Source organism: Lysinibacillus sphaericus (genome assembly GCF_000600105.1).
In the GTDB taxonomy this organism is placed as follows: Bacteria; Bacillota; Bacilli; order Bacillales_A; family Planococcaceae; genus Lysinibacillus; species Lysinibacillus sphaericus.
In genome coordinates this window covers 708,913-729,033 of sequence record NZ_CP006837.1, presented here as the reverse complement: position 1 = coordinate 729,033, position 20,121 = coordinate 708,913, and the positions used below count along the sequence as shown (strand labels likewise).

The following is a 20,121-nucleotide window of genomic DNA, read 5'->3' as shown; positions in this document are numbered from 1 at the left end:
TTCTATCTTCAGAAACTTGTAGTGAGCGTTCCCTAGTAATCGCCAATATAAAACGACTAAAGAAATGAAATAAAAAGACCCTCCTACCATTTTACATGATACAAGGGACCGCATGTGCAGATTCAGCCTAGAAGATTATTCATTTTTCGTCATTTTTCGCCCACGTTTCAAATCTCTTTCTACACGAGCATTCAATCGCTTCTCCATTAGCTTGCCAATCCACCATAGTAAGACGATAGCTACACCCGCACTAATTAGTCGTACCGGACTCGTGATAAGCGATTTTAAATCATAGCCCAATACACTCATGCCAAAAATCATGACGAATTTTCCGGCTAATAAAACAATTAGATAGTATTTTTTATGAATATGTGATAAGCCCGCTACTATATTCACTATTACAGAAGGCGTAAACGGAAAACATAGTAAGACAAACAATGGGCTAATACCATTCATATCCACCCATTTAATAAACTTTTGTACCTTTTTACTGCCTGTTACAAAACGGAGCTTCGGATGCTTTCCAAAGTGACGTACAAGCAAAAAAACAGCATATGAACCAGCTACTGAACCTAACCACGATAACAAAAACCCTATCCATAACCCAAATGCACTCGCATTCGCCACGACGAACACAACCAATGGTAAAAAAGGTAAAAACGCTTCTAAAAAGGGCAGTAATATCCCCATTATTGGTCCAAGTGTTCGATATTGTGCCGCAATATGTTCCATATTTTCTACAGTAAACCATTCATTCACTATTGCCACCTCTATTTATATTGCAAGATTACATGTAAAACCGTAAGTTCTTCTGATATATTTTGATATTCATGTGCTTGATGTCCCGAAAATACCAATGTTTCCCCTTCGGTTATCGTTTCATGCATAACCCCAGCCGAAATAACAGCTTGTCCATGAATCACTGTTACCGTTTCTTCTACCCCTTCTGTATGGGCTTCACTCCTACTCCTTGCACCAGGCTCCATTTCCACTTTATAAAATTCCCAACCTCGTTCAGGATCATAAGGAATAATGGAATAGACCCGATAACGCCCTTCGTCTTCATCGACATGTGGTGCATTTTTACTGCTAAATTTCATAAAATGGGCAATCGGCGGCTGTAAAAGTGATGAAAAAGAGATGCGTAAACCTGCGGCTATTTTCCAAATCGTTGAAACAGTAGGATTCGCTTCACCTTTTTCAATTTGGGCAAGCTGTGCCTTACTAACCCCCGTTGCTTTCGCTACATCATCTAAACTTACACTGCGTTGTTGCCGTATTTTCTTTAATTGGAAAGCTAAATTTCGACTCATTTGTTCCATTACGACTCACCATTTCCTGTTGTTTATTTTATCAGACATATGTATACTTTAATAAACATGTGTGAATGTTCTAACTATTCTATTTTAAGTATACATGGAAACTTTTTTGAAAGGATGACCTTTTTATGACAAGCACAACAGATCTTCATAATGAACCAACAACTGCTTCCGAAGATAGCTTTATACAAGGAGTTAAAGATTGTGTACCTACTTTACTCGGTTATATTAGTATAGGACTGGCATTCGGGGTTGTAGGTTCCGCTTCTGGCCTATCTTTAGTAGAAATTGCATTACTAACAATACTCGTTTATGCAGGCTCTGCACAATTTATTTTTTGTGCACTCTTGTTAACAAGCAGTCCTACCTCTGCTATCATTGTAACCATTTTTGTCGTAAATCTACGTCACTTATTAATGAGTTTAACATTAGCTCCACATTTTACGCGCTATTCGATGCTTCGCAATGTTGGATTCGGTACATTATTAACAGACGAAACGTTTGGTGTGGCCGTAACCAAACAAATGCAAAACGGTAAATTATATGGTCGTTGGATGGATGGTCTAAATATAACAGCGTATGCATTTTGGATTTTATCTTGTATTGCAGGTGCCTTTCTAGGACAATGGGTGGCTAATCCTGAAAAGTGGGGCTTAGACTTTGCACTAATTGCCATGTTTATTGCTCTACTTGTGCTACAACTTAGTAGCGTGGGCAAACATAAAATTATGCATTACCTGATGTTAATTGGCTATATGGTTGTAATTATGTATGGCTTATCATACGTCGTTCCTTCGCATCTAGCAGTGCTTCTTGCCACTGTTATCGTCGCAACGATTGGGGTGGTGACAGACAAATGACGACAACAGCTTCGATGGTGTGGCTAATCATTGGTTGTGCACTAGTGACTTGGTTACCACGCATTATTCCATTTATGTTCGTACGTAGTGTGAAACTACCAGATGTTGTTTTAAAATGGCTAAGCTTCATTCCTGTTTGTATTCTCAGTGCGCTTGTCATTGAAAATTTATTGGATACTGAAAGCAAAAATTTCGTTACATTGGATTGGCCTGTCTTTATTACATTTGTGCCTACCCTTATCATTGCACTTGTCACAAAAAGCTTATCAATTACAGTTGTAGCAGGTGTTATTATCATGGCCTCCGTCAGATTCTTCATGTAAAGAAACTGTTATATGTGTACCTTTTCACTATAAAAAACCCGCTTAGACGCTTGCGAAAATAGCACAAGATGTAAGACGAAACCATCCACTTTAGGAAAGTTACGTCTTACACAGTGCCCGCAAAATCGGAGCGGATTTTAATAGTGAAGGCAGCAACACAGCCCTCCTTATTTTTTGTGCATTTTGCTCGCTAGCCAAAAGCCAAGCGTTAACGAAAAAGCATCAACAACAAAAATAATAGGTGGGGAAGTATAACCTGCATATACTGAAGCGGCAATAAGTGCAATAGCCAAACTTAACGCTACATAGCGGTTATACGTAATACGAGTAAACAATAACACGAGTAATGCTGGTAAAAATAATGCTAGCATCATTTTCCCATATAAATCGATCATAGTTCTTTCGGCTCCGCCAACAATAAACCAATTCGATAATGGTCATTGCTGTAAATAACATGCTGCGTTAGGCGAATTTCATTATTCCGATCCAATACCTCTAAACGGCAATGTGCAGCATTTAATTGTAAAGCTTCATATAATTCAACTTCTGTTGTAATCGTGCGTCCGTTTACTTTACGAATACATTCCCCTGCGAGTAAGCCCATTTTTTCTGCTGGTGAATCAGGCAGCACAGCAGCGATTACCGCACCCTTAGTGCTTGGTGCAACCGCATATGACTCTGTCTTATCTTGCCAAGCATAATAAACTGCTATAATAATCCGTATCAATACCCCTAACGCTAACGTTATAAAGCCAATTAACGCTTCAAAATATGATGCAAGTCCACCTATTACAATCAGCTGTCCTAATAATAAGACAGAGCGTCCTATTTTCGGCAACTGAGCAACAGGCAGTTCTTTCCTTAACAATTTTGAAAATCCGATAACGACTGGGAATAATACGAGTGCAAAGTGACTATCGCCCAATGTAAATTGCGGCCAATAAGGCAATGCCGATGGAATACTATTACCTGGTATGATAAAAAATATAGGTAACACCCAAACATTTCTTGAGCGATATACGATAGCTTGCATTCCGCGCTTCGTATTTTCGATTCTAGGCGTTATTACTTGTTTCGCAGTACGACGAATTAACATACCTTCCACTACTACACTTAGACCTGTTAAAATCGTAATTGTCACAATAGCCCCTTCTAATAAATCGATGCCTTCCAACGAAATCTTCCACCAGGAGAACGACCAGTTGTACTGGTACATTGCCCATAATGCTAACGTTGCCATTGCCATTGTGTAGATGGGTGACAATACATTGATGAAAAACAACAAGAGACCAAGGAAAGATATAGCGGTTAAAATCAATAAGTATGCTTTGGGTACTGTCAGCCCGACACCAAGACTTATTAGTGAAATAACTAAGGCATAAGGCCATCCTCGTTTCCATTGCCCTATCAGTTCGGTCCAACCCCAAATAATACGTCTGTTAAAAAATTTACGCTCTTGCTTTACACGTCTATACCCTAAAAAGATAGCAACTACTATTGCAATATAAACTACTGGGTTCAGTAAAAAGCGGCCAATCGCTGTTACAATTTCTATTAATATATTACTAACCATACGAACACCCGCCGTTTCTATCATGAATACTATGCATTCATTGTATCAAACGACTACTGTCTTGCGTAGTAGTAACTGGTAGAAAGCTTGGTATTTCCCATCATTTTTATTAGATTGAGTATTTCTATTGTTCGATATTGTGCAGTAGGAAGCTCGTCGCCATTTGGAATTGTAAGTCATTTTGGCGATCTTCTTTATAAGCCTTTAACGTGCCATTTAAACTATTGAAAAAGGTAGAATCGACATACATATCATTATCAGGCTGCGCTAATTTTTGTTGTTCGCGATAGAGTTTTACTGCCTCTTGTGTAGTCTCATCTAAGTAACCATCTAATCGGTCAATCTGATAACCTAGCTTTTGCAAGGCTTTTTGCGTATAAGCAATTTCTTCGCTCATATCACCTACTTTGAATTGTCCTGTTAACGGATGCAATTGGAATGCAAATAATTCATTTTGTTCAATCACTAATCCAGCTTCAATTCCTTTCCCATGGATCCATTCACGTTTTGGCGTCAGCCATTTATTTGTTGATAGCTTCAGTTCTCCCCCATTGGCTAGAGACCAAGATTCCTGTACTGTGCCTTTACCAAAGCTTTTAACGCCGACAATGGAAGCACGATTCCAGCCCTTTAACGCACCACTCAGCACTTCACTAGCAGAAGCACTACCGCCATTTTGAATAATGACAATCGGAATTTTATTCATCGTACTTAAATAATTTTCATCAAAGCTTTTCGATTCAGTTTTTAATGGTTCCATGGCACCCTCTGCATTTTGCATATAGGCAAATACTTTGCCATTTTCCAATAGTGTACTTAGTAGCGCTGCGACGCTATGTAAATAGCCTCCAGGATTATCACGAACATCAACAACGAGCCCTTCTATATCTTTGCGTAGTAATTTACTCGTTTCTGTCACCCATTCATTTGCTGTCTTCTCTCCAAATAACGAGATTTGAATATAGCCTATTGGCGTATCCTCAATCTTTACTACCTCACTCGTTACTGTTTTATTGGAAATCGCAGCCCGTTCCATCGTCATTTTAATATGTTTATCCTCGCTAGGACGATAGACAACAATTGTAATCTTTGATCCTTTTTCTCCTTGAATCAAATGCATTAATTCACTCATTGTTTTGCCATCTACTTTTACCCCATCAACTTGTACAATTTCATCAAGAGAGCGCATCCCAGCCTTTTCTGCTGGCGACGAACGAACAGGTGATACGACAATGAACTTCCCTTTGTTTTCTGTCAGTTCAATACCAATACCAACACGTTCTTCTGCTAGCATTTGTCGATGTTGCTCGGCTTCTTCCTTCGTGTAATAAGTACTATACGGGTCCTTAATAGCATCAGCCATGCCGCGCAGAGCCCCTTCTACTAATTCTTCCTTTTTAGTACTATACACAGATTTTTTTTCGATTAATTGTAATGCTTCATTAATCGAATCAACCTCAGTCACTTGCACTTTTTTCTCTGCTCCATCTCCATCAAACCAGTCAAAATAAAATCCACTACCTATCAATAAACTGCTGACAAGTACGCCGACTCCTGCCGTAATTTTGCGCAAACCTTCCCTCCTCTGTCTCTTTACTGTATGAATTATATTTTTCAAACATACAAAATAATGTTTTGGTTTTCAGAATTGTTTAGGTGTCTGGCACTAATTGTTTGGGTGTCTGGCACCCAAACAATTAAAAAACACGAAGATTTCTACGGTCACAACGGAAGCCGCAGAATTCTTCGTGGATTTTACTTAGCTATTTTGAATAATCTTCTGACAAAATTCAGAATTGTTTGGGTGTCTGGCACGCACATACTTAATCTAATGCATTTACAGTGTTTTTTAACATCTCTAAATTCATTGGACCCTCTATCGCTTGCTGAATGGTGCCCGTTGAATCAATAAAATACGTTGTAGGAATCGTAATGACTTGATATTCTGAACCAGCTGCATTTTCAGGGTCCAGTAAAATAGGAAATGTCAGTTCAAAGCCATCTCTAAATGTCATAACTGTATCAATTTTAGCATCGGCTGTGACATCTCGTTCAGCTGATGTTAAGTTGACAGCTAATATTTCAACATTATCTTCCTTGGCATATTGGTCGTAATAATTTTGCATATGCGGCATTTCAGCTTTACAAGGTGGACACCATGTTGCCCAAAAATTGAGTACAACTTTTTTTCCACGCAATTCACTTAATGTCACTTCTTCACCATCTAAGTTTGTTAATGTGAAATCTGGCGGTATATCACCTTTATTCAACCCGACTGTCCGTTCTTCTACTTCTTTACCGAGGGATGCAGATTCAATTTCACGTTCTTTATCAATTTGCTGTTTAACATATGTACCAATCATCGCAACTATTAACAACACGACAATAAGTAACCCAATATTTTTTTTCATTCTTTTCCTCCTATTCGTTGAATTCCTATACCTAATAGAAGTAGTAGGAAGCTTACCCCAACAGCCGTTTGCCAAAAACCAAGTGGCTGTAATGCAGCTACGATACAATAGCCAACGGTATACAGGAATAACGCTGTCTTCGTTGTTGGTACTTTCCATAATATGAAAATCGTTAGCACGCTTAGCACTACTAAAGTGATGAGTTCGCTTTGCAGTGGATTGTCATTCAATAATACCACGAACCATTGATAAATGGATTGCGTTAACATAATTGCCCAACCACACGCCATTATACCCTCAGTGTCAAACTGTAGCTGTTGACGCTTCCGCCAAAATTGTAACAGTATAGCAGCTACCCCTAGTAACACTCCAACTGTTCCTCCATTAAAGTAAAGAAGCGCTAGCGGTTGATTAATGACCGATTGGAAGTCCGTAATAATAAGGCTAAATTTCCAAACGAGTATAAAAGTAAAGATGGCATCTCCATATACCCCTGACCATATTTTCGGAAATTGTATTCGCAAAACAAGCCATACGATGAAAAACGCTAGTAATAAAGCAACAGCTGTTGCTGGTAATGTTAATGCACGAATTGAAAACCACTCAGTATTAATCACCTAAACAAATCCTCCATCAATATAGATACTTTTAGCATAGCATAGATGCTTTTACGAAAACTGTTATTTCACACTGTGTTCAAAAAAACTACTAATGGATATATAGAATGTAAATTTTATTAGTACTTTATTTTAAAATACCCCATATCGTATTTTATTGCAATGAACAGATGAAATTCCGTCCACTTTTTTTCGAACGAGTTGGCGCAAATAAAAAAAGAGAGCCGCCTTAAACATAAGACGACTCTGTTAATTCTTTATTATAATGGAATATATTTTAGTGGATTCACACTACCAACTGCTTGTCCTTGCCAAGAGCCGATATGAATTTCAAAATGCAAGTGCGGTCCAGTAGAACGACCTGTACTACCCATTGCTGCAATTTGCTGTCCTTGGTTCACTACATCCCCTACACTAACGTTAAAGGCACTAAGATGTGCATAAACCGTTGTATAAATTTGTCCATTGATAGAGTGTGTTAAAATAACAACATTTCCATAAGAACTTAGTGGTGCTGCATAGGATACAACTCCGTCAGCAGATGCCCAAATTGGTGTACCTGTTTTGTTGGCAAGGTCAACACCATAATGGAATTCTGGACCGGCTCCAAGGTTACGCCAGCCGTACGGTGATGTTAAACGACCATTTGTCGGCTTAATCCAAGTACCTTCTGATGCTGGTGCATTCACCGTAGAACCAGAGCTTGAACCCGAGTTCCCAGCCGCCGCAGCAGCTGCCGCTGCAGCTTTACGTTTTGCCTCTTGTTGACGGGCAATTTCCGCTAAACGGTTTTGCTCGGAAATGATTTTTTGCTGTAATTCTGCACTAATTTCCAGTGCCTCTGAATACTCTTTTTCAAGTAATACTTTTTCAGACTTTAGTTTCTCTTGTTCTTTTTCTAGCTGATCAACTAATTTGTTTTTCTCTTTTTTCTGTCCATCTAAGGATGCTTTTAAACCTTCTAGCTTTGCTTTCTGTTCTTCAAGCTTTTGGCGTTTGCCTTCTAGAACTTGTTTTTGCTCTTCTAAAGTTTGCTTATCTTGTTTTTGATCGCGAATAATTTGACGATCTGCTTCAAGTAATGAATTGACAGCAGAGAAACGATCGATAAAGTCTACGAAACTATTTGAACCGAGTAGTACATCTAAGTAGCTAACTGAGCCCCCAGCTTGAATTGCTCGTGCACGATCTTGTAACAATAAATCACGCTCTTCAATTTTGCGAAGAAGTTCTTCGATAGTTCCTTCTAATGCTTTTATCTCATCATTTGTAGCATTTATTTCAGCCAATATATTTTTAATATCACTATTTGTTCTGTCAATTTCAGCATTTAACGCTTGAATTTGATCTAATAGTTTTTGTTGCTTTTCTTTATTTTCATTAATGGCGTTTTCTTTACCACTAATAGAAGAATTCAATTGATTTTTCTTTGTTTCTACTTGATTTTTCTCTTCTTTTAAATCCGATAAACTATTTGCATACGCTGATGGAGTTTGGATAAAAAGAAGTAGTGCAGTTGTTGCCGCAAATGCTTTTATAGAGTTTTTCGCTATACTTTTCATCTAATGGACTCCCCTTCGATATTTAATTCCCATAAACTTTGCCGTTTTAAAAGCCTTTAAATTGTGGTGCAAATTTAGCTAAGTTTACGCGTCGGCAGAATCTGCTTTTGAAATCTGTGACATTCTTTGGCACCGTTACTACCTGATTTGGCCCTACAAAACGAATGACTATTGCCACAAAGCAAGTTAAATTTTTAAAAACTTACGTACAGACATGAAACTTCCCCATATACCAATTAACACACCAATAAGAAGTATCAGAGCGCTCACTTGGTAAACAAGTGGTGAGAAATCTAATAGTTGCACGAGCTCACCTTGTAAACGAGGTGCAATAATTTTATAAACATTGTGGTAAAGTGTTGCGACAACCGCAATCGGAATAATAGAGCCTAAAATTCCAAGCCACATACCTTCTAAAAGGAATGGAATACGCACGAATGAATTTGTTGCCCCTACTAGTTTCATAATTTCTATTTCATCACGACGCGCGATAATCGTAATACGAATCGTATTAGAGATTAAGAAAATCGCAGTGAATAATAACCCTAAAATCAGCACAAGCCCCACATTACGACTAATATTTAGGAAGTTGAAAAGTTTTTCTACTTTACCTTCGCCGTACTTAACATCGTATGTATATTCATACTTATTAATTGTCTTTGCAACTTTTGCTGTTTGTTGTGGATCTGCCGCCTTTACATAAATGACATTTCGTAACGGGTTACTTTGCTCAAAAAGCTTAAAGTCATCCCCAAAATCTTTTACTAACTTTGTTAATTCATCCTCTTTTGTGGAATATGTCATTTCCGCAACATCTGGCAATTTTTTAATCTTTGCTAATAACGCTTTTTCAGCAGCTTCATCTGCTGTTTCGTCGATTAACACTTTTATTTCAACGTCGTTCTCTAAATCAGATGCAACTTTGTTTAAGTTCATCATAATGAGTGAGAATACACCTACTAATATTAAAGTCACCGTAACTGCACTGACAGAAGCAATTGTCATCCAGCTATTACGTCCAAGTGATTTAACACTTTCTCGAAAATGGCGTTTTACCGTATTAAATTTCATAGCCGTAGTCACCTCCGTGCTCATCACGGACAATCATACCGCCTTCAATCGCTATAACCCGTCGACGAATAGTGTTCACTATTTCACGGTTATGGGTTGCCATTACGATTGTTGTACCCCGTGCATTAATCTCTTCAAATAAATTCATAATCTCCCAAGATGTCTCGGGATCTAGATTTCCTGTTGGTTCATCTGCAATCACAACTTTTGGTACATTGACGATGGAACGTGCAATGGAGACACGTTGCTGCTCACCACCAGAAAGTTCATTTGGGAACATTCTTGCCTTATGTTTTAAGCCAACAAGTTCTAAAACTTCCATAACCCGTCTACGAATTTCTACGGGCTCCTCTTCAATTACCTCTAGAGCAAATGCTACGTTCTCATAGACGTTCAACCTTGGTAATAATTTGAAATCTTGGAAAACAACACCAAGTTGACGCCGCAAAAAAGGTACCTTTTTATTTTTCAAACTGCCCAAATCAATACCATTAACAGTAATTTCACCTGAAGTAGCTTTTTCCTCGCGGTACATTAACTTGATAAATGTCGATTTACCTGCACCACTTGGACCAACAACATAGACAAACTCACCTTGTTTTATATTAACCGAAATGCCATTTGTCGCAACTACACCATTCGGGTACTTCTTTGTCACATTTTTCATTTCTATCATAATTTTTTAAACCACCTAAACCTCTTATATATGTAAGATGTATTCCTTTTTCTATTATAGCACTCAATCTATGATTTTTTATTACAGTTTTATTTCATTCGTTGGAATATTCTCCTAGTTAATTAATATTTTTTGGAATATTTTATATAAATCTATCAAACACCAACAAAATAAAACAGGAATCGATGGAAAGTTCTAGTCGATTCCTGTTTATTGCTTCATTTGAAAATACAAAAGAGCATTCAAGCTGTTTCATCTCTTTGCTTGAATGCTCCTTATTTTACATTTCTTGCTCGTCAGTCGTTGTATAACGTACTAAAACTGCTCCTGTTTTCGACTCGCCTTCAATAAATAGACGGTTGGCATCTTCCACTTCTTTATCAAAACGGACTACTTTAGATAAAAATTGATCTTGTGTCTCAATTTTCGACGCATCTTGAATACCGACATCTACTTTACCAAAATTCGTTACAATTTTACCGCTTAACGACATTGTACGTGGTACATATATTTCTACAGCACCTGCAACTGTATGTGCTTTAATTTTTGAAGACTTACTAGAGCATGTTGTCACTACAACATGTCCATTTATAGATTTTGCTTCTACTTCATCTAATGCACCATCTAAATATACGCGCCCATTCAAAGTTTCAGCTTCTAAATCTTTACCACGAACATCCGTTAATTCGATGGAGCCATTCGATGAATCCACTTCCGCCTTCGTAAATACTAGCTTCGAGCCCTTAATTGCACCATTCAATGTTTTCAGCTTTAATTGCTCCAACTCGATATTTTGTAAAGTTACGCCACCATTCATTAAACGGACAGATAATTTATCTAATTTTTCCTTTGGTGCAAGTACTTGTACATTTACTTGTACTAGCTTTAATTGACTTAAAATTCGTAGTGAGTCTTCTTCACTTTTCACAACAAATTGCTCCAAGAAATGATTACGTGTTTCTTCCTCACTATCATTCACTAGAGGTGCTTTGACCTTACAAATAATTTGGAAAGTATCACCTTCACACGGTTCTAATGAAAAATTACCATTCGGTAGCTCAACCATAATATTTTCTATATGCGCTGCTGCAAGTTCTTCGGTATGAGTAAATTCAAATTTATCTCCAAATGGTGAAGAGACATCGAATTCTTTTACTTTTTTTACTGCCGTATTCATCATATCCATAAAGAGTGAGCCAATTTGTGTTAAATCTTTACGAAAATCATGGATTTCATCTTGGAAATGCTTTGTGAAATCTTCCTCTTTCTTTTTTTGTTCTTCTTTAAAGATTGGTTCTTTTTCTGCTGAGGATTGCTGATCCGTATTCGACGTATCGTTCATACTGCTATCAGTGGACTTGCTAGGTTGCTCTAATGCTTCTAATAATGTAATCGCCTCTTGCGCTGAGATAGTTCCTTTTTCCACAAGTTCTAAAATTCGTTGACGTTCATTTTGCATAATGGTATAGCCTCCCACAGATTGTTATATTTATTTATACGTCTCCATATGTGAAAAGTTTCACTGAAAAAAGAAAAAGCATGCACTGTCATACAGTAAAAAAGTTTTCATGCCTGCTATCTAGATGTTTTTTTGATACTGTCATTTAAAAAATCTGCTACATTTCCAGAGTGAAAATAAGACTTATACTAGCTGTGCCAAATGCTTTAGCGTACGAGGTCTTAAATCTCACCCTCAGAAACAGAGCAGATTTTTATAATTTTTTTCTTTTTGCTGTTTGTAAAAAATTTATTTTGTTGCTTCTGTTAAAGCCATTTCCATACGTTGTCGATCACGTATTAAAATCGGTTTTAAATATTTACCCGTATAAGAGCCAGCCACTTCCATTACTTCTTCTGGTGTACCCGTTGCAACAATGGTACCTCCTTTGTCGCCACCTTCTGGTCCTAGGTCAATAATGTAATCCGCTGTTTTAATAACATCTAAATTATGCTCAATAACGAGCACCGAATCCCCATTTTCTACAAGTCGTTGTAAAACAATTAGTAAACGCGCAATATCATCTGCATGTAAGCCCGTCGTTGGCTCATCTAAAATATAAAATGACTTACCTGTTGAGCGACGATGTAATTCAGATGCCAATTTGACACGTTGCGCCTCACCACCAGACAGTGTTGTCGCAGGTTGACCTAATTTCATATATCCTAAGCCAACATCAACAATCGTTTGTAATTTACGTTGGATTTTAGGGATATTTTCGAAAAACACGACGGCATTTTCAATTGTCATATCTAAAATATCGGCAATACTTTTGTCTTTATATTTTACTTCAAGTGTTTCACGGTTGTAACGTTTTCCATGGCAAACCTCACATGGCACATATACATCTGGTAGGAAGTGCATTTCAATTTTAATAATCCCGTCACCCCGACATGCTTCACAACGGCCACCTTTAACGTTAAAGCTAAAACGCCCTTTTTTATAACCACGTACTTTCGCTTCATTTGTTGTGGCAAATACATCGCGAATATCGTCAAAGACACCCGTATACGTTGCAGGATTGGAGCGAGGGGTTCTTCCTATTGGCGATTGGTCAATATCGATAACCTTTTCCAATTCATCAATCCCGGATACTTCTTTATGTGCGCCTGGCTTTACCTTTGAACGGTTGAGCTTTTGGGCTAATGATTTATATAAAATTTCATTAATTAGTGTTGATTTACCTGATCCAGATACACCTGTTACTGCTACAAATAAACCTAATGGCACATCTACTTTGACATTCTGTAGATTGTTTTCCTTTGCCCCCACTATAGACAATTTACGCCCATTTGGTTTACGACGCTCTACTGGTAGTGGTATAAACTTCTTGCCACTTAAATATTGGCCTGTTAACGACTGTGGATTATCCATGACTTCCTGTGGCGTACCTGCTGCTACAATTTGACCACCATGTACGCCGGCGCCCGGTCCAACATCAATTAGATAGTCTGCCGCTAGCATTGTGTCTTCATCATGCTCGACAACAATCAGTGTATTGCCGATATCTCGCATATTTTGTAGTGTACTAATAAGACGGTCATTGTCTCGCTGATGTAGTCCAATGGATGGTTCATCTAAAATATAGAGTACACCTGTTAAGCGAGAGCCAATTTGTGTTGCTAAACGAATTCGTTGTGCTTCTCCACCTGAAAGTGTTCCAGCTGCACGATTTAATGTTAAATAATCTAACCCTACATTCACTAGGAAGCCAAGTCGTTCCTCGATTTCACGCAATACGAGTCTCGCAATTTGCATATCCTTTTCAGATAAATCGAGCTCTTTGAAAAACGTATCTGCCTCCTGAATCGAATACGCTGTTACTTGTCCAATATGTTGATCGCCAATTTTCACAGCTAATGTTTCGGGCTTTAATCGGTAACCTTTACAAGATGGACAAGCTTGCTGTGCCATATATTTCTCCATTTGCTCACGTACATAATCAGAAGTTGTTTCTTTAAAACGGCGCTCTACATTACGCACCACACCTTCGAATTCAATCATCTGATCTCGTACATTGCCAAATTCATTTTCATAATAGAAGCGAATTTTATCTTTACCAGAACCATATAAAATCTTATCCATCTTTTCTTTAGGTAAATCTTTGACAGGTACGTCCATCGGAATCGCGTAATGATCACATACTGCCTTTAATAGTTGTGGATAATATTGTGAGCTTGTCGGCTCCCATGGTGCAATGGCGTGCTCTAATAATGAACGTTCCCAATCTGGCACGATTAGTTCTAAATCAACCTCCTGCGTTGTTCCTAACCCGTCACAGCTTGTACATGCTCCAAACGGACTGTTAAATGAAAACATACGAGGCTCTAGCTCCCCTATTGAAAAACCACATAATGGGCAGGCATGATGTTCACTAAATAATAATTCTTCATGTTCCATGACATCAACAAGAACGCGTCCTTCAGCTAATCGAAGGGCTGTTTCTAACGAATCACTAAGACGAGCAGCAATGCCCTCTTTAACAACAACACGATCGACTACAACTTCTATCGAATGCTTTTTATTTTTATCAAGATCAATCGCATCATCTAAATCGCGTAATTCACCATCAATCCGTACGCGTACAAAGCCTTGCTTTTTCAAGTCTTCTAGTAACTTAACATGCGTTCCTTTACGACCTGAAATCATCGGTGCCAGTAATTGCATTTTCGTACGTTCTGGATAAACTAATAAACGATCCACCATTTGCTCAATCGTTTGCGATGTAATCTCTATACCATGATTTGGACATATTGGCTTCCCAATACGAGCGAATAGCAAACGTAAATAATCATAGATTTCCGTAACGGTTCCAACTGTGGAACGTGGATTACGGCTTGTCGTTTTCTGATCGATTGAAATGGCAGGCGATAGCCCCTCAATTGCATCTACATCTGGTTTATCCATTTGGCCGAGAAATTGGCGCGCATAGGCAGATAGCGATTCTACATAACGACGTTGCCCCTCGGCATAAATCGTATCAAACGCTAAGGAAGACTTCCCAGAACCCGATAAACCTGTTAACACGACTAATTGATCACGTGGAATTGTGACATTTATATTTTTTAAATTATGTGCTCGTGCGCCTTGCACGACGATTTCTGTATTTTTCACAAGCCAATCACCCTTCTGCTTTCAATTCAAAAATTGTATCTCGTAGTTCAGCTGCTCGTTCGAAATCAAGCGCTTTAGCCGCTTCCTTCATCTCTACTTCAAGAGATGCCAACAATTTCTCTTTTTCTGCCTTCGTCAACTTCTTGCCTTTCGTTGCCTTTGTAACATACGATTCCTCTTCCTCTGCCACTTGTGTCGCACGAATAACATCCGGAATCTTTTTGACAATCGTTTTCGGTGTAATGCCATGTTCTTCATTGTAGGCCATTTGAATTGAACGACGACGTTTCGTTTCATCAATCGCCTTTTTCATCGAATCTGTCATATTATCTGCGTACATGATAACATGTCCATTTGCATTACGTGCAGCACGACCAATTGTTTGAATAAGCGAACGTTCCGAACGTAAAAAGCCTTCCTTATCGGCATCTAAAATCGCCACGAGCGATACTTCAGGAATATCTAAACCTTCACGCAATAAATTAATGCCGATTAGTACATCATATGTACCTTTACGAAGTTCACGAATAATTTCAATCCGCTCTAATGTCTTAATCTCTGAATGTAAGTATTCCACTTTTAAGCCCATTTCCTTCAAATAAGCAGATAAATCTTCCGACATTTTTTTCGTCAATGTTGTAACGAGGACACGTTCATTGCGCGCAATACGGTCATGAATCTCGTCAATTAAATCATCGATTTGCCCTTCAATCGGGCGCACGTCAATTAATGGATCAAGTAACCCTGTCGGACGAATAATTTGTTGCACCATTTCTGGCGTATGTTCAAGTTCATATGGACCAGGCGTTGCTGATACATAAATGGCTTGATGAATGTGTCGTTCAAACTCCTCGAAACGCAAAGGACGATTATCTAGTGCAGAAGGCAAACGGAATCCATGCTCCACTAGTACCCCTTTTCGTGCTTGGTCCCCGTTATACATACCCCGTACCTGTGGTAATGTCACGTGACTCTCATCGACAATAAGCAAAAAGTCTTCTGGGAAGTAATCGAGTAATGTGTATGGTGTAGCACCAGCTTCACGCAATGTTAAATGACGCGAGTAGTTTTCAATACCTGAACAAAAGCCCATTTCACGCATCATTTCTAAATCATAGCGCGTACGCTGCTCTAAACGCTGTGCTTCCAATAGCTTATCTTCTGCTCGCAATAACGCAAGACGTTGTTCTAATTCTTGTTCAATATTGTCAATCGCTTTCAGCATTTTTTCTTCGCGTGTAACGAAGTGGGAGGCTGGGAAAATTGCTACATGGTCGCGATCCGCCAATATTTCTCCTGTTAACGCATCGACTTCTCGAATGCGATCAATCTCATCTCCGAAAAATTCCACACGAACGCAATGTTCATCGCGAGAGGCTGGGAAAATTTCGACAACGTCACCTCGCACACGGAACGTCCCGCGTGTAAAACTAATATCATTACGTTCATATTGCACGTCTACTAATTTCCGAAGCAACTGATTGCGTTCAATCTCCATACCTGTTCGAATCGATACAACCAATTCGCGATATTCTTCAGGAGAACCTAAACCATATATACAAGACACTGAAGCAATAATGATGACATCATCACGTTCGAAAAGAGCCGATGTGGCTGAGTGACGAAGCTTGTCGATTTCATCATTAATACTTGAATCTTTTTCGATATACGTATCTGTTTGTGGAACATACGCTTCAGGCTGAAAGTAATCATAATAACTCACAAAGTATTCAACCGCATTATTTGGGAAGAACTCTTTGAACTCACTATATAATTGACCCGCTAGTGTTTTATTGTGGGCCATAATCAGCGTTGGTTTTTTTACTTGCTGAATAACATTAGAAATCGTAAATGTTTTGCCCGTTCCTGTTGCACCAAGCAAAGTTTGATGTCGTTTCCCTTCCCGTACACCCTCCACTAATTCCGCTATCGCCTGTGGCTGATCCCCGTTAGGCTGATATGGCGCCTGTAAATCAAATGTTTGCACGCATGTTCCCGTCCTTTCCTTCCAATTTGTACATTTATTTTAGCATAGCAGTACTAAAATATCGAACATTTAACGAACGAATGTTTGTTATTTTTCTCAATTTCGAATTTCTCACTTGATTACAACGCATTTATTATTTTTCATTACTCGTCACTAATTCTAACGCTATCATTCATTTTTCTAGAAGCTAAATACTTTAGCTCCTTGTATCCATGATTAGATATATACCCATTCTTTAATCATACAATTCTATAAATTTACAAATGACAAAGACAATTATCCTTATTGCCCTATTAATGCAATAAGGCACTTTCTATTTCGTTGCAGACAAAAAAATCCGCTCCCCCTTAACGGAGAGCGGTCTTATCGTATTATTCACTTGCTATTTTGTGTAATGCCTCTAGTTCAGCCGCGTATAGATGAAAAGCCTTTTCATCCCGTTCATCGAGTGTTCTATCTATCAGAACCATTAGCTGTTCTTCACGATGCATACGCTGGATATGATTTAAAAATAAATCTAAATAAATCTCGTTCAATAATTTCTCTGCCTCATCAACTTTTTTCGACTGACCAACGGCTTTTAGAAAATCTGTGTACGAATAATATTTATCCAACGATCTCCACCTCGATCCTTTTCTAAATTATAAGAAAATTCAGACCAAATTGCAACGCTAAACAAAATAAAATCAACTATCATTTATTAGAATTATAGCGTATTTTTAAGCAAATTTCTAAAGAAATAGTATCAATTTCTAGATAATTTCGTTTTTTTTCTATATTTTCAGTATTCATCTTTGTCATTTACACTACAAATAAATATTCCCATAAGGAGGCATTACGTATATATGTCCACAAATTATGTAAATGGTTATTTAATGTCTTTCAATACTTATTTATTACAACCTATTCAACATGAATCGAAAATTTTCACAAGGGTCATCGACAAGCATAATGAGTTAATTGTGACACGCAAGCCTTTGCATGTTTTACGAAAGTCATGCATTTCATTGGGCACAACGTATGAAGCAGCAAAAATTTCCGCGAAACGTTTTTTTGGCAATCAACATAAACTGCCAATTGTTGTTGCTTATGATTATGGCTTTCCTTGCATTTTTTTGCCAACCTACTCGCCAAACTCTATACATAATATTTGGATTGGACTTCATGCCATTTCAAATATTTCACCAAGCAATGATGGTTGTATTATTACGTTGAAAAATGATATGAAAATCGAGCTCCCTATTAAATATGGCTCGATTAGTAAACAATTTGTCAATGCCTCTATGCTCTATAAACATTATATGGAAGAGCGCAAGCAACTTAGCCATGATGCCCCCTATCACCCTCCATTTTGAGTGCCTGACACCTAGAAAATTCAGAATTGTTTGAGTGACTGGCACCTTAAAAAACCTCAGAAGCTTGTAATTAATCTTCTGCAGTATATTTGACCATAAAAAAACTGCACCTCCAATTGTTAGATGTGTCTAACAATTGGGGCGCAGTTCATTGTTGCCTCTGAGGTTTTCATTTATTATCCGATTTTAGAACGTAAATAGGCATTGATGAATGGATCTATATCTCCGTCCATTACGGCTCCGACATTCCCTGTTTCTTCACTTGTGCGATGATCTTTCACCATTGAGTATGGATGGAACACGTATGAACGAATTTGAGAGCCCCAGCCTATTTCCTTTTGCTCTCCACGAATTTCATCAAGTTGTGCTTGTTGCTTGTCAATTTCCAATTGGTATAACTTACCTTTTAACATCGTCATGGCTTTTTCACGGTTTTTAATTTGTGAACGCTCTGCTTGACATTGAACAACAGTACCTGTTGGAATATGTGTAATACGGACAGCTGAATCTGTTGTATTAATATGCTGACCACCTGCACCTGTTGCACGATACGTATCAATTTTTAAATCCTCGGTACGAATATCCACTTCAATATTGTCATCAAATTCAGGCATGACATCACATGATACGAATGATGTATGACGACGACCTGATGAATCAAATGGTGAAATACGTACTAAACGGTGTACGCCTTTTTCAGCCTGTAAGTAACCGTAAGCATTATGTCCTTTAATAGACAATGTTACCGATTTAATACCTGCTTCATCACCTGGAAGATAATCGACTGTTTCTACTTTAAAGCCACGTTTTTCAGCCCAACGCGTGTACATACGAAGCAACATCGAACCCCAGTCTTGAGACTCAGTACCACCAGCACCAGGATGCAGCTCTAAAATCGCATTGTTATGATCGTAAGGTCCACTTAATAATAATTGCAGTTCAAAATCATTCATTTTTTGTTGGAATTCCGCTAGCTCATTGCCTAGCTCCTCCTGCAATTCTTCATCAGGCTCTTCACGCAATAACTCCAGTGTCATATCTAAGTTTTCATGTGTATCGACTAATTCTTTATATTCATTAACAATGGCCTTCAAGCCATTCCCTTCATTAATGACTACTTGTGCTCCTTGTTGATCGTCCCAGAAACCAGGCTCTAACATCATTTCATCTAATTCCTGAATACGTGCCTCCTTGTTTTCTAAGTCAAAGAGACCCCCTAAAGTCCGCCAATTTCGTGGCTGTAGTGTCTAACACATTACGTACATCTGCTAATTCAATCATTGTTAAATCCTCCGAACATTTTTAATGGATATTATAAGTAAAATCCGTATCTTTTTATTATAGCGTTTTTGAGGCGGAAAACATACTATTTTCAATATCTCCATAGGTTGCACTAAAAAAGGGAAAGCCTGAATAAAAAATAGTAGTACAAACTAGCTTAGCTTGTGCTACTACTTTCTTGTGTAATTTTGCTAATTTAATTTTCCAAGTAAACTTTTACGCGCTTCTGCATGAATCTTTTGATCACAATGTTCGCAAGTCAAACGTCTATTACGATTCACCTTATAAAGTTGATATTTCCTTGTTCCTTCTAAAAGCTTAAACAGTTTCTTACAACAAATACAAGTCGTTTCGTAATAAATCATCCATTTCCACCCTATCGTATAAACAAGTATTATTCATTTGTATCCAAATGGAGCCCGTGAACTAAAATAGTCCACTAGAAAATTTCCTGCAATTGTTAACAGCATGAAG

18 protein-coding genes are annotated in these 20,121 nt (G+C 38.1%); 3 read left to right on the top strand and 15 right to left on the bottom strand.

Annotation, left to right across the window (positions count from 1 at the left end; genetic code table 11):
- Nucleotides 1–135 precede the first annotated feature (135 nt).
- Together T479_RS03325 and T479_RS03320 are read right to left on the bottom strand one after the other, a co-directional pair.
- Nucleotides 136–759, bottom strand: a complete 624-nt coding sequence (locus T479_RS03325) for a TVP38/TMEM64 family protein (RefSeq protein WP_029747216.1) — start codon at nucleotides 757–759, stop codon at nucleotides 136–138.
- A gap of 11 nt (nucleotides 760–770) precedes the next feature.
- Nucleotides 771–1,322, bottom strand: a complete 552-nt coding sequence (locus T479_RS03320) for a type II toxin-antitoxin system RelB family anti-toxin (protein WP_024362509.1) — start codon at nucleotides 1,320–1,322, stop codon at nucleotides 771–773.
- A gap of 125 nt (nucleotides 1,323–1,447) precedes the next feature.
- Between T479_RS03320 and T479_RS03315 the strand changes: the two genes are divergently transcribed.
- Nucleotides 1,448–2,179 carry an AzlC family ABC transporter permease gene (locus T479_RS03315; RefSeq protein ID WP_025218664.1) on the top strand — a complete coding sequence of 244 codons (732 nt, stop codon included), beginning with the start codon at nucleotides 1,448–1,450 and terminating at the stop codon, nucleotides 2,177–2,179.
- Nucleotides 2,176–2,502, top strand: a complete 327-nt coding sequence (locus T479_RS03310; RefSeq protein ID WP_024362507.1) for a branched-chain amino acid transport AzlD family protein — start codon at nucleotides 2,176–2,178, stop codon at nucleotides 2,500–2,502. The genes T479_RS03315 and T479_RS03310 overlap by 4 nt, the downstream gene beginning before the upstream one ends.
- Nucleotides 2,503–2,669: 167 nt before the next feature.
- Here T479_RS03310 and T479_RS03305 read toward each other — a convergent pair whose 3' ends face one another.
- The 12 genes from T479_RS03305 to T479_RS03250 all read right to left on the bottom strand — a co-directional run bounded on the left by T479_RS03305 (nucleotide 2,670) and on the right by T479_RS03250 (nucleotide 17,625).
- Nucleotides 2,670–2,894, bottom strand: a complete 225-nt coding sequence (locus tag T479_RS03305) for a DUF2198 family protein (protein WP_024362506.1) — start codon at nucleotides 2,892–2,894, stop codon at nucleotides 2,670–2,672.
- Nucleotides 2,894–4,075 (bottom strand): PDZ domain-containing protein, encoded by a 1,182-nt coding sequence (locus T479_RS03300; RefSeq protein WP_025218663.1) that lies wholly within the window; start codon nucleotides 4,073–4,075, stop codon nucleotides 2,894–2,896. Before T479_RS03300 ends, T479_RS03305 begins: the two co-directional genes overlap by 1 nt.
- 124 nt (nucleotides 4,076–4,199) lie before the next feature.
- Nucleotides 4,200–5,648 (bottom strand): S41 family peptidase, encoded by a 1,449-nt coding sequence (locus tag T479_RS03295; RefSeq protein ID WP_024362504.1) that lies wholly within the window; start codon nucleotides 5,646–5,648, stop codon nucleotides 4,200–4,202.
- A gap of 250 nt (nucleotides 5,649–5,898) precedes the next feature.
- Complete coding sequence (locus T479_RS03290; protein ID WP_025218662.1) at nucleotides 5,899–6,486, bottom strand: peroxiredoxin family protein; 588 nt, start codon at nucleotides 6,484–6,486, stop codon at nucleotides 5,899–5,901.
- A complete protein-coding gene (locus T479_RS03285) occupies nucleotides 6,483–7,103 on the bottom strand; it encodes a hypothetical protein (RefSeq protein ID WP_025218661.1) in 621 nt (206 codons plus the stop codon). The genes T479_RS03290 and T479_RS03285 overlap by 4 nt, the downstream gene beginning before the upstream one ends.
- Before the next feature lie 260 nt (nucleotides 7,104–7,363).
- The gene (locus T479_RS03280) at nucleotides 7,364–8,665 is read right to left on the bottom strand and encodes a murein hydrolase activator EnvC family protein (RefSeq protein ID WP_025218660.1); all 1,302 of its coding nucleotides are present in this window, start codon (nucleotides 8,663–8,665) and stop codon (nucleotides 7,364–7,366) included.
- A 186-nt stretch (nucleotides 8,666–8,851) separates the two neighbouring features.
- Nucleotides 8,852–9,736, bottom strand: a complete 885-nt coding sequence (gene ftsX / locus T479_RS03275) for a permease-like cell division protein FtsX (RefSeq protein WP_025218659.1) — start codon at nucleotides 9,734–9,736, stop codon at nucleotides 8,852–8,854.
- Nucleotides 9,726–10,412: a cell division ATP-binding protein FtsE gene (gene ftsE, locus T479_RS03270; RefSeq protein ID WP_024362499.1), complete on the bottom strand. Its 687-nt coding sequence runs from the start codon at nucleotides 10,410–10,412 to the stop codon at nucleotides 9,726–9,728. The genes ftsX and ftsE overlap by 11 nt, the downstream gene beginning before the upstream one ends.
- A gap of 280 nt (nucleotides 10,413–10,692) precedes the next feature.
- Nucleotides 10,693–11,871 (bottom strand): DUF4097 family beta strand repeat-containing protein, encoded by a 1,179-nt coding sequence (locus T479_RS03265; protein WP_025218658.1) that lies wholly within the window; start codon nucleotides 11,869–11,871, stop codon nucleotides 10,693–10,695.
- 288 nt (nucleotides 11,872–12,159) lie between these two features.
- Nucleotides 12,160–15,024: an excinuclease ABC subunit UvrA gene (gene uvrA, locus T479_RS03260; RefSeq protein WP_025218657.1), complete on the bottom strand. Its 2,865-nt coding sequence runs from the start codon at nucleotides 15,022–15,024 to the stop codon at nucleotides 12,160–12,162.
- 7 nt (nucleotides 15,025–15,031) lie between these two features.
- Nucleotides 15,032–17,011 carry an excinuclease ABC subunit UvrB gene (gene uvrB / locus T479_RS03255; protein ID WP_025218656.1) on the bottom strand — a complete coding sequence of 660 codons (1,980 nt, stop codon included), beginning with the start codon at nucleotides 17,009–17,011 and terminating at the stop codon, nucleotides 15,032–15,034.
- A gap of 371 nt (nucleotides 17,012–17,382) precedes the next feature.
- Nucleotides 17,383–17,625 carry an IDEAL domain-containing protein gene (locus T479_RS03250; RefSeq protein ID WP_024362495.1) on the bottom strand — a complete coding sequence of 81 codons (243 nt, stop codon included), beginning with the start codon at nucleotides 17,623–17,625 and terminating at the stop codon, nucleotides 17,383–17,385.
- A 231-nt stretch (nucleotides 17,626–17,856) separates the two neighbouring features.
- Here T479_RS03250 and T479_RS03245 point away from each other — a divergent pair, with 231 nt between their 5' ends.
- A complete protein-coding gene (locus tag T479_RS03245; RefSeq protein WP_025218655.1) occupies nucleotides 17,857–18,366 on the top strand; it encodes a competence protein ComK in 510 nt (169 codons plus the stop codon).
- Nucleotides 18,367–18,542: 176 nt separating this feature from the next.
- Here the strand turns inward: T479_RS03245 and prfB are convergent.
- Nucleotides 18,543–19,647 (bottom strand): peptide chain release factor 2 gene (gene prfB / locus T479_RS03240; protein WP_370510640.1). Its coding sequence is split into 2 segments (ribosomal slippage): nucleotides 18,543–19,571 and nucleotides 19,573–19,647, totalling 1,104 coding nucleotides; the frame shifts between segments, so codons are not numbered across the junction.
- Between the last annotated feature and the right edge of the window lie 474 nt (nucleotides 19,648–20,121).

Bases quoted from the DNA above. Each gene is read 5' to 3' on its own strand.
- T479_RS03280 (WP_025218660.1), bottom strand. From the start codon at position 8,665: ATGAAAAGTATAGCGAAAAACTCTATAAAAGCATTTGCGGCAACAACT.
- ftsX (WP_025218659.1), bottom strand. From the start codon at position 9,736: ATGAAATTTAATACGGTAAAACGCCATTTTCGAGAAAGTGTTAAATCA.
- T479_RS03265 (WP_025218658.1), bottom strand. From the start codon at position 11,871: ATGCAAAATGAACGTCAACGAATTTTAGAACTTGTGGAAAAAGGAACT.
- T479_RS03290 (WP_025218662.1), bottom strand. From the start codon at position 6,486: ATGAAAAAAAATATTGGGTTACTTATTGTCGTGTTGTTAATAGTTGCG.
- ftsE (WP_024362499.1), bottom strand. From the start codon at position 10,412: ATGATAGAAATGAAAAATGTGACAAAGAAGTACCCGAATGGTGTAGTT.
- T479_RS03300 (WP_025218663.1), bottom strand. From the start codon at position 4,075: ATGGTTAGTAATATATTAATAGAAATTGTAACAGCGATTGGCCGCTTT.
- T479_RS03320 (WP_024362509.1), bottom strand. From the start codon at position 1,322: ATGGAACAAATGAGTCGAAATTTAGCTTTCCAATTAAAGAAAATACGG.
- T479_RS03310 (WP_024362507.1), top strand. From the start codon at position 2,176: ATGACGACAACAGCTTCGATGGTGTGGCTAATCATTGGTTGTGCACTA.
- T479_RS03245 (WP_025218655.1), top strand. From the start codon at position 17,857: ATGTCCACAAATTATGTAAATGGTTATTTAATGTCTTTCAATACTTAT.
- T479_RS03315 (WP_025218664.1), top strand. From the start codon at position 1,448: ATGACAAGCACAACAGATCTTCATAATGAACCAACAACTGCTTCCGAA.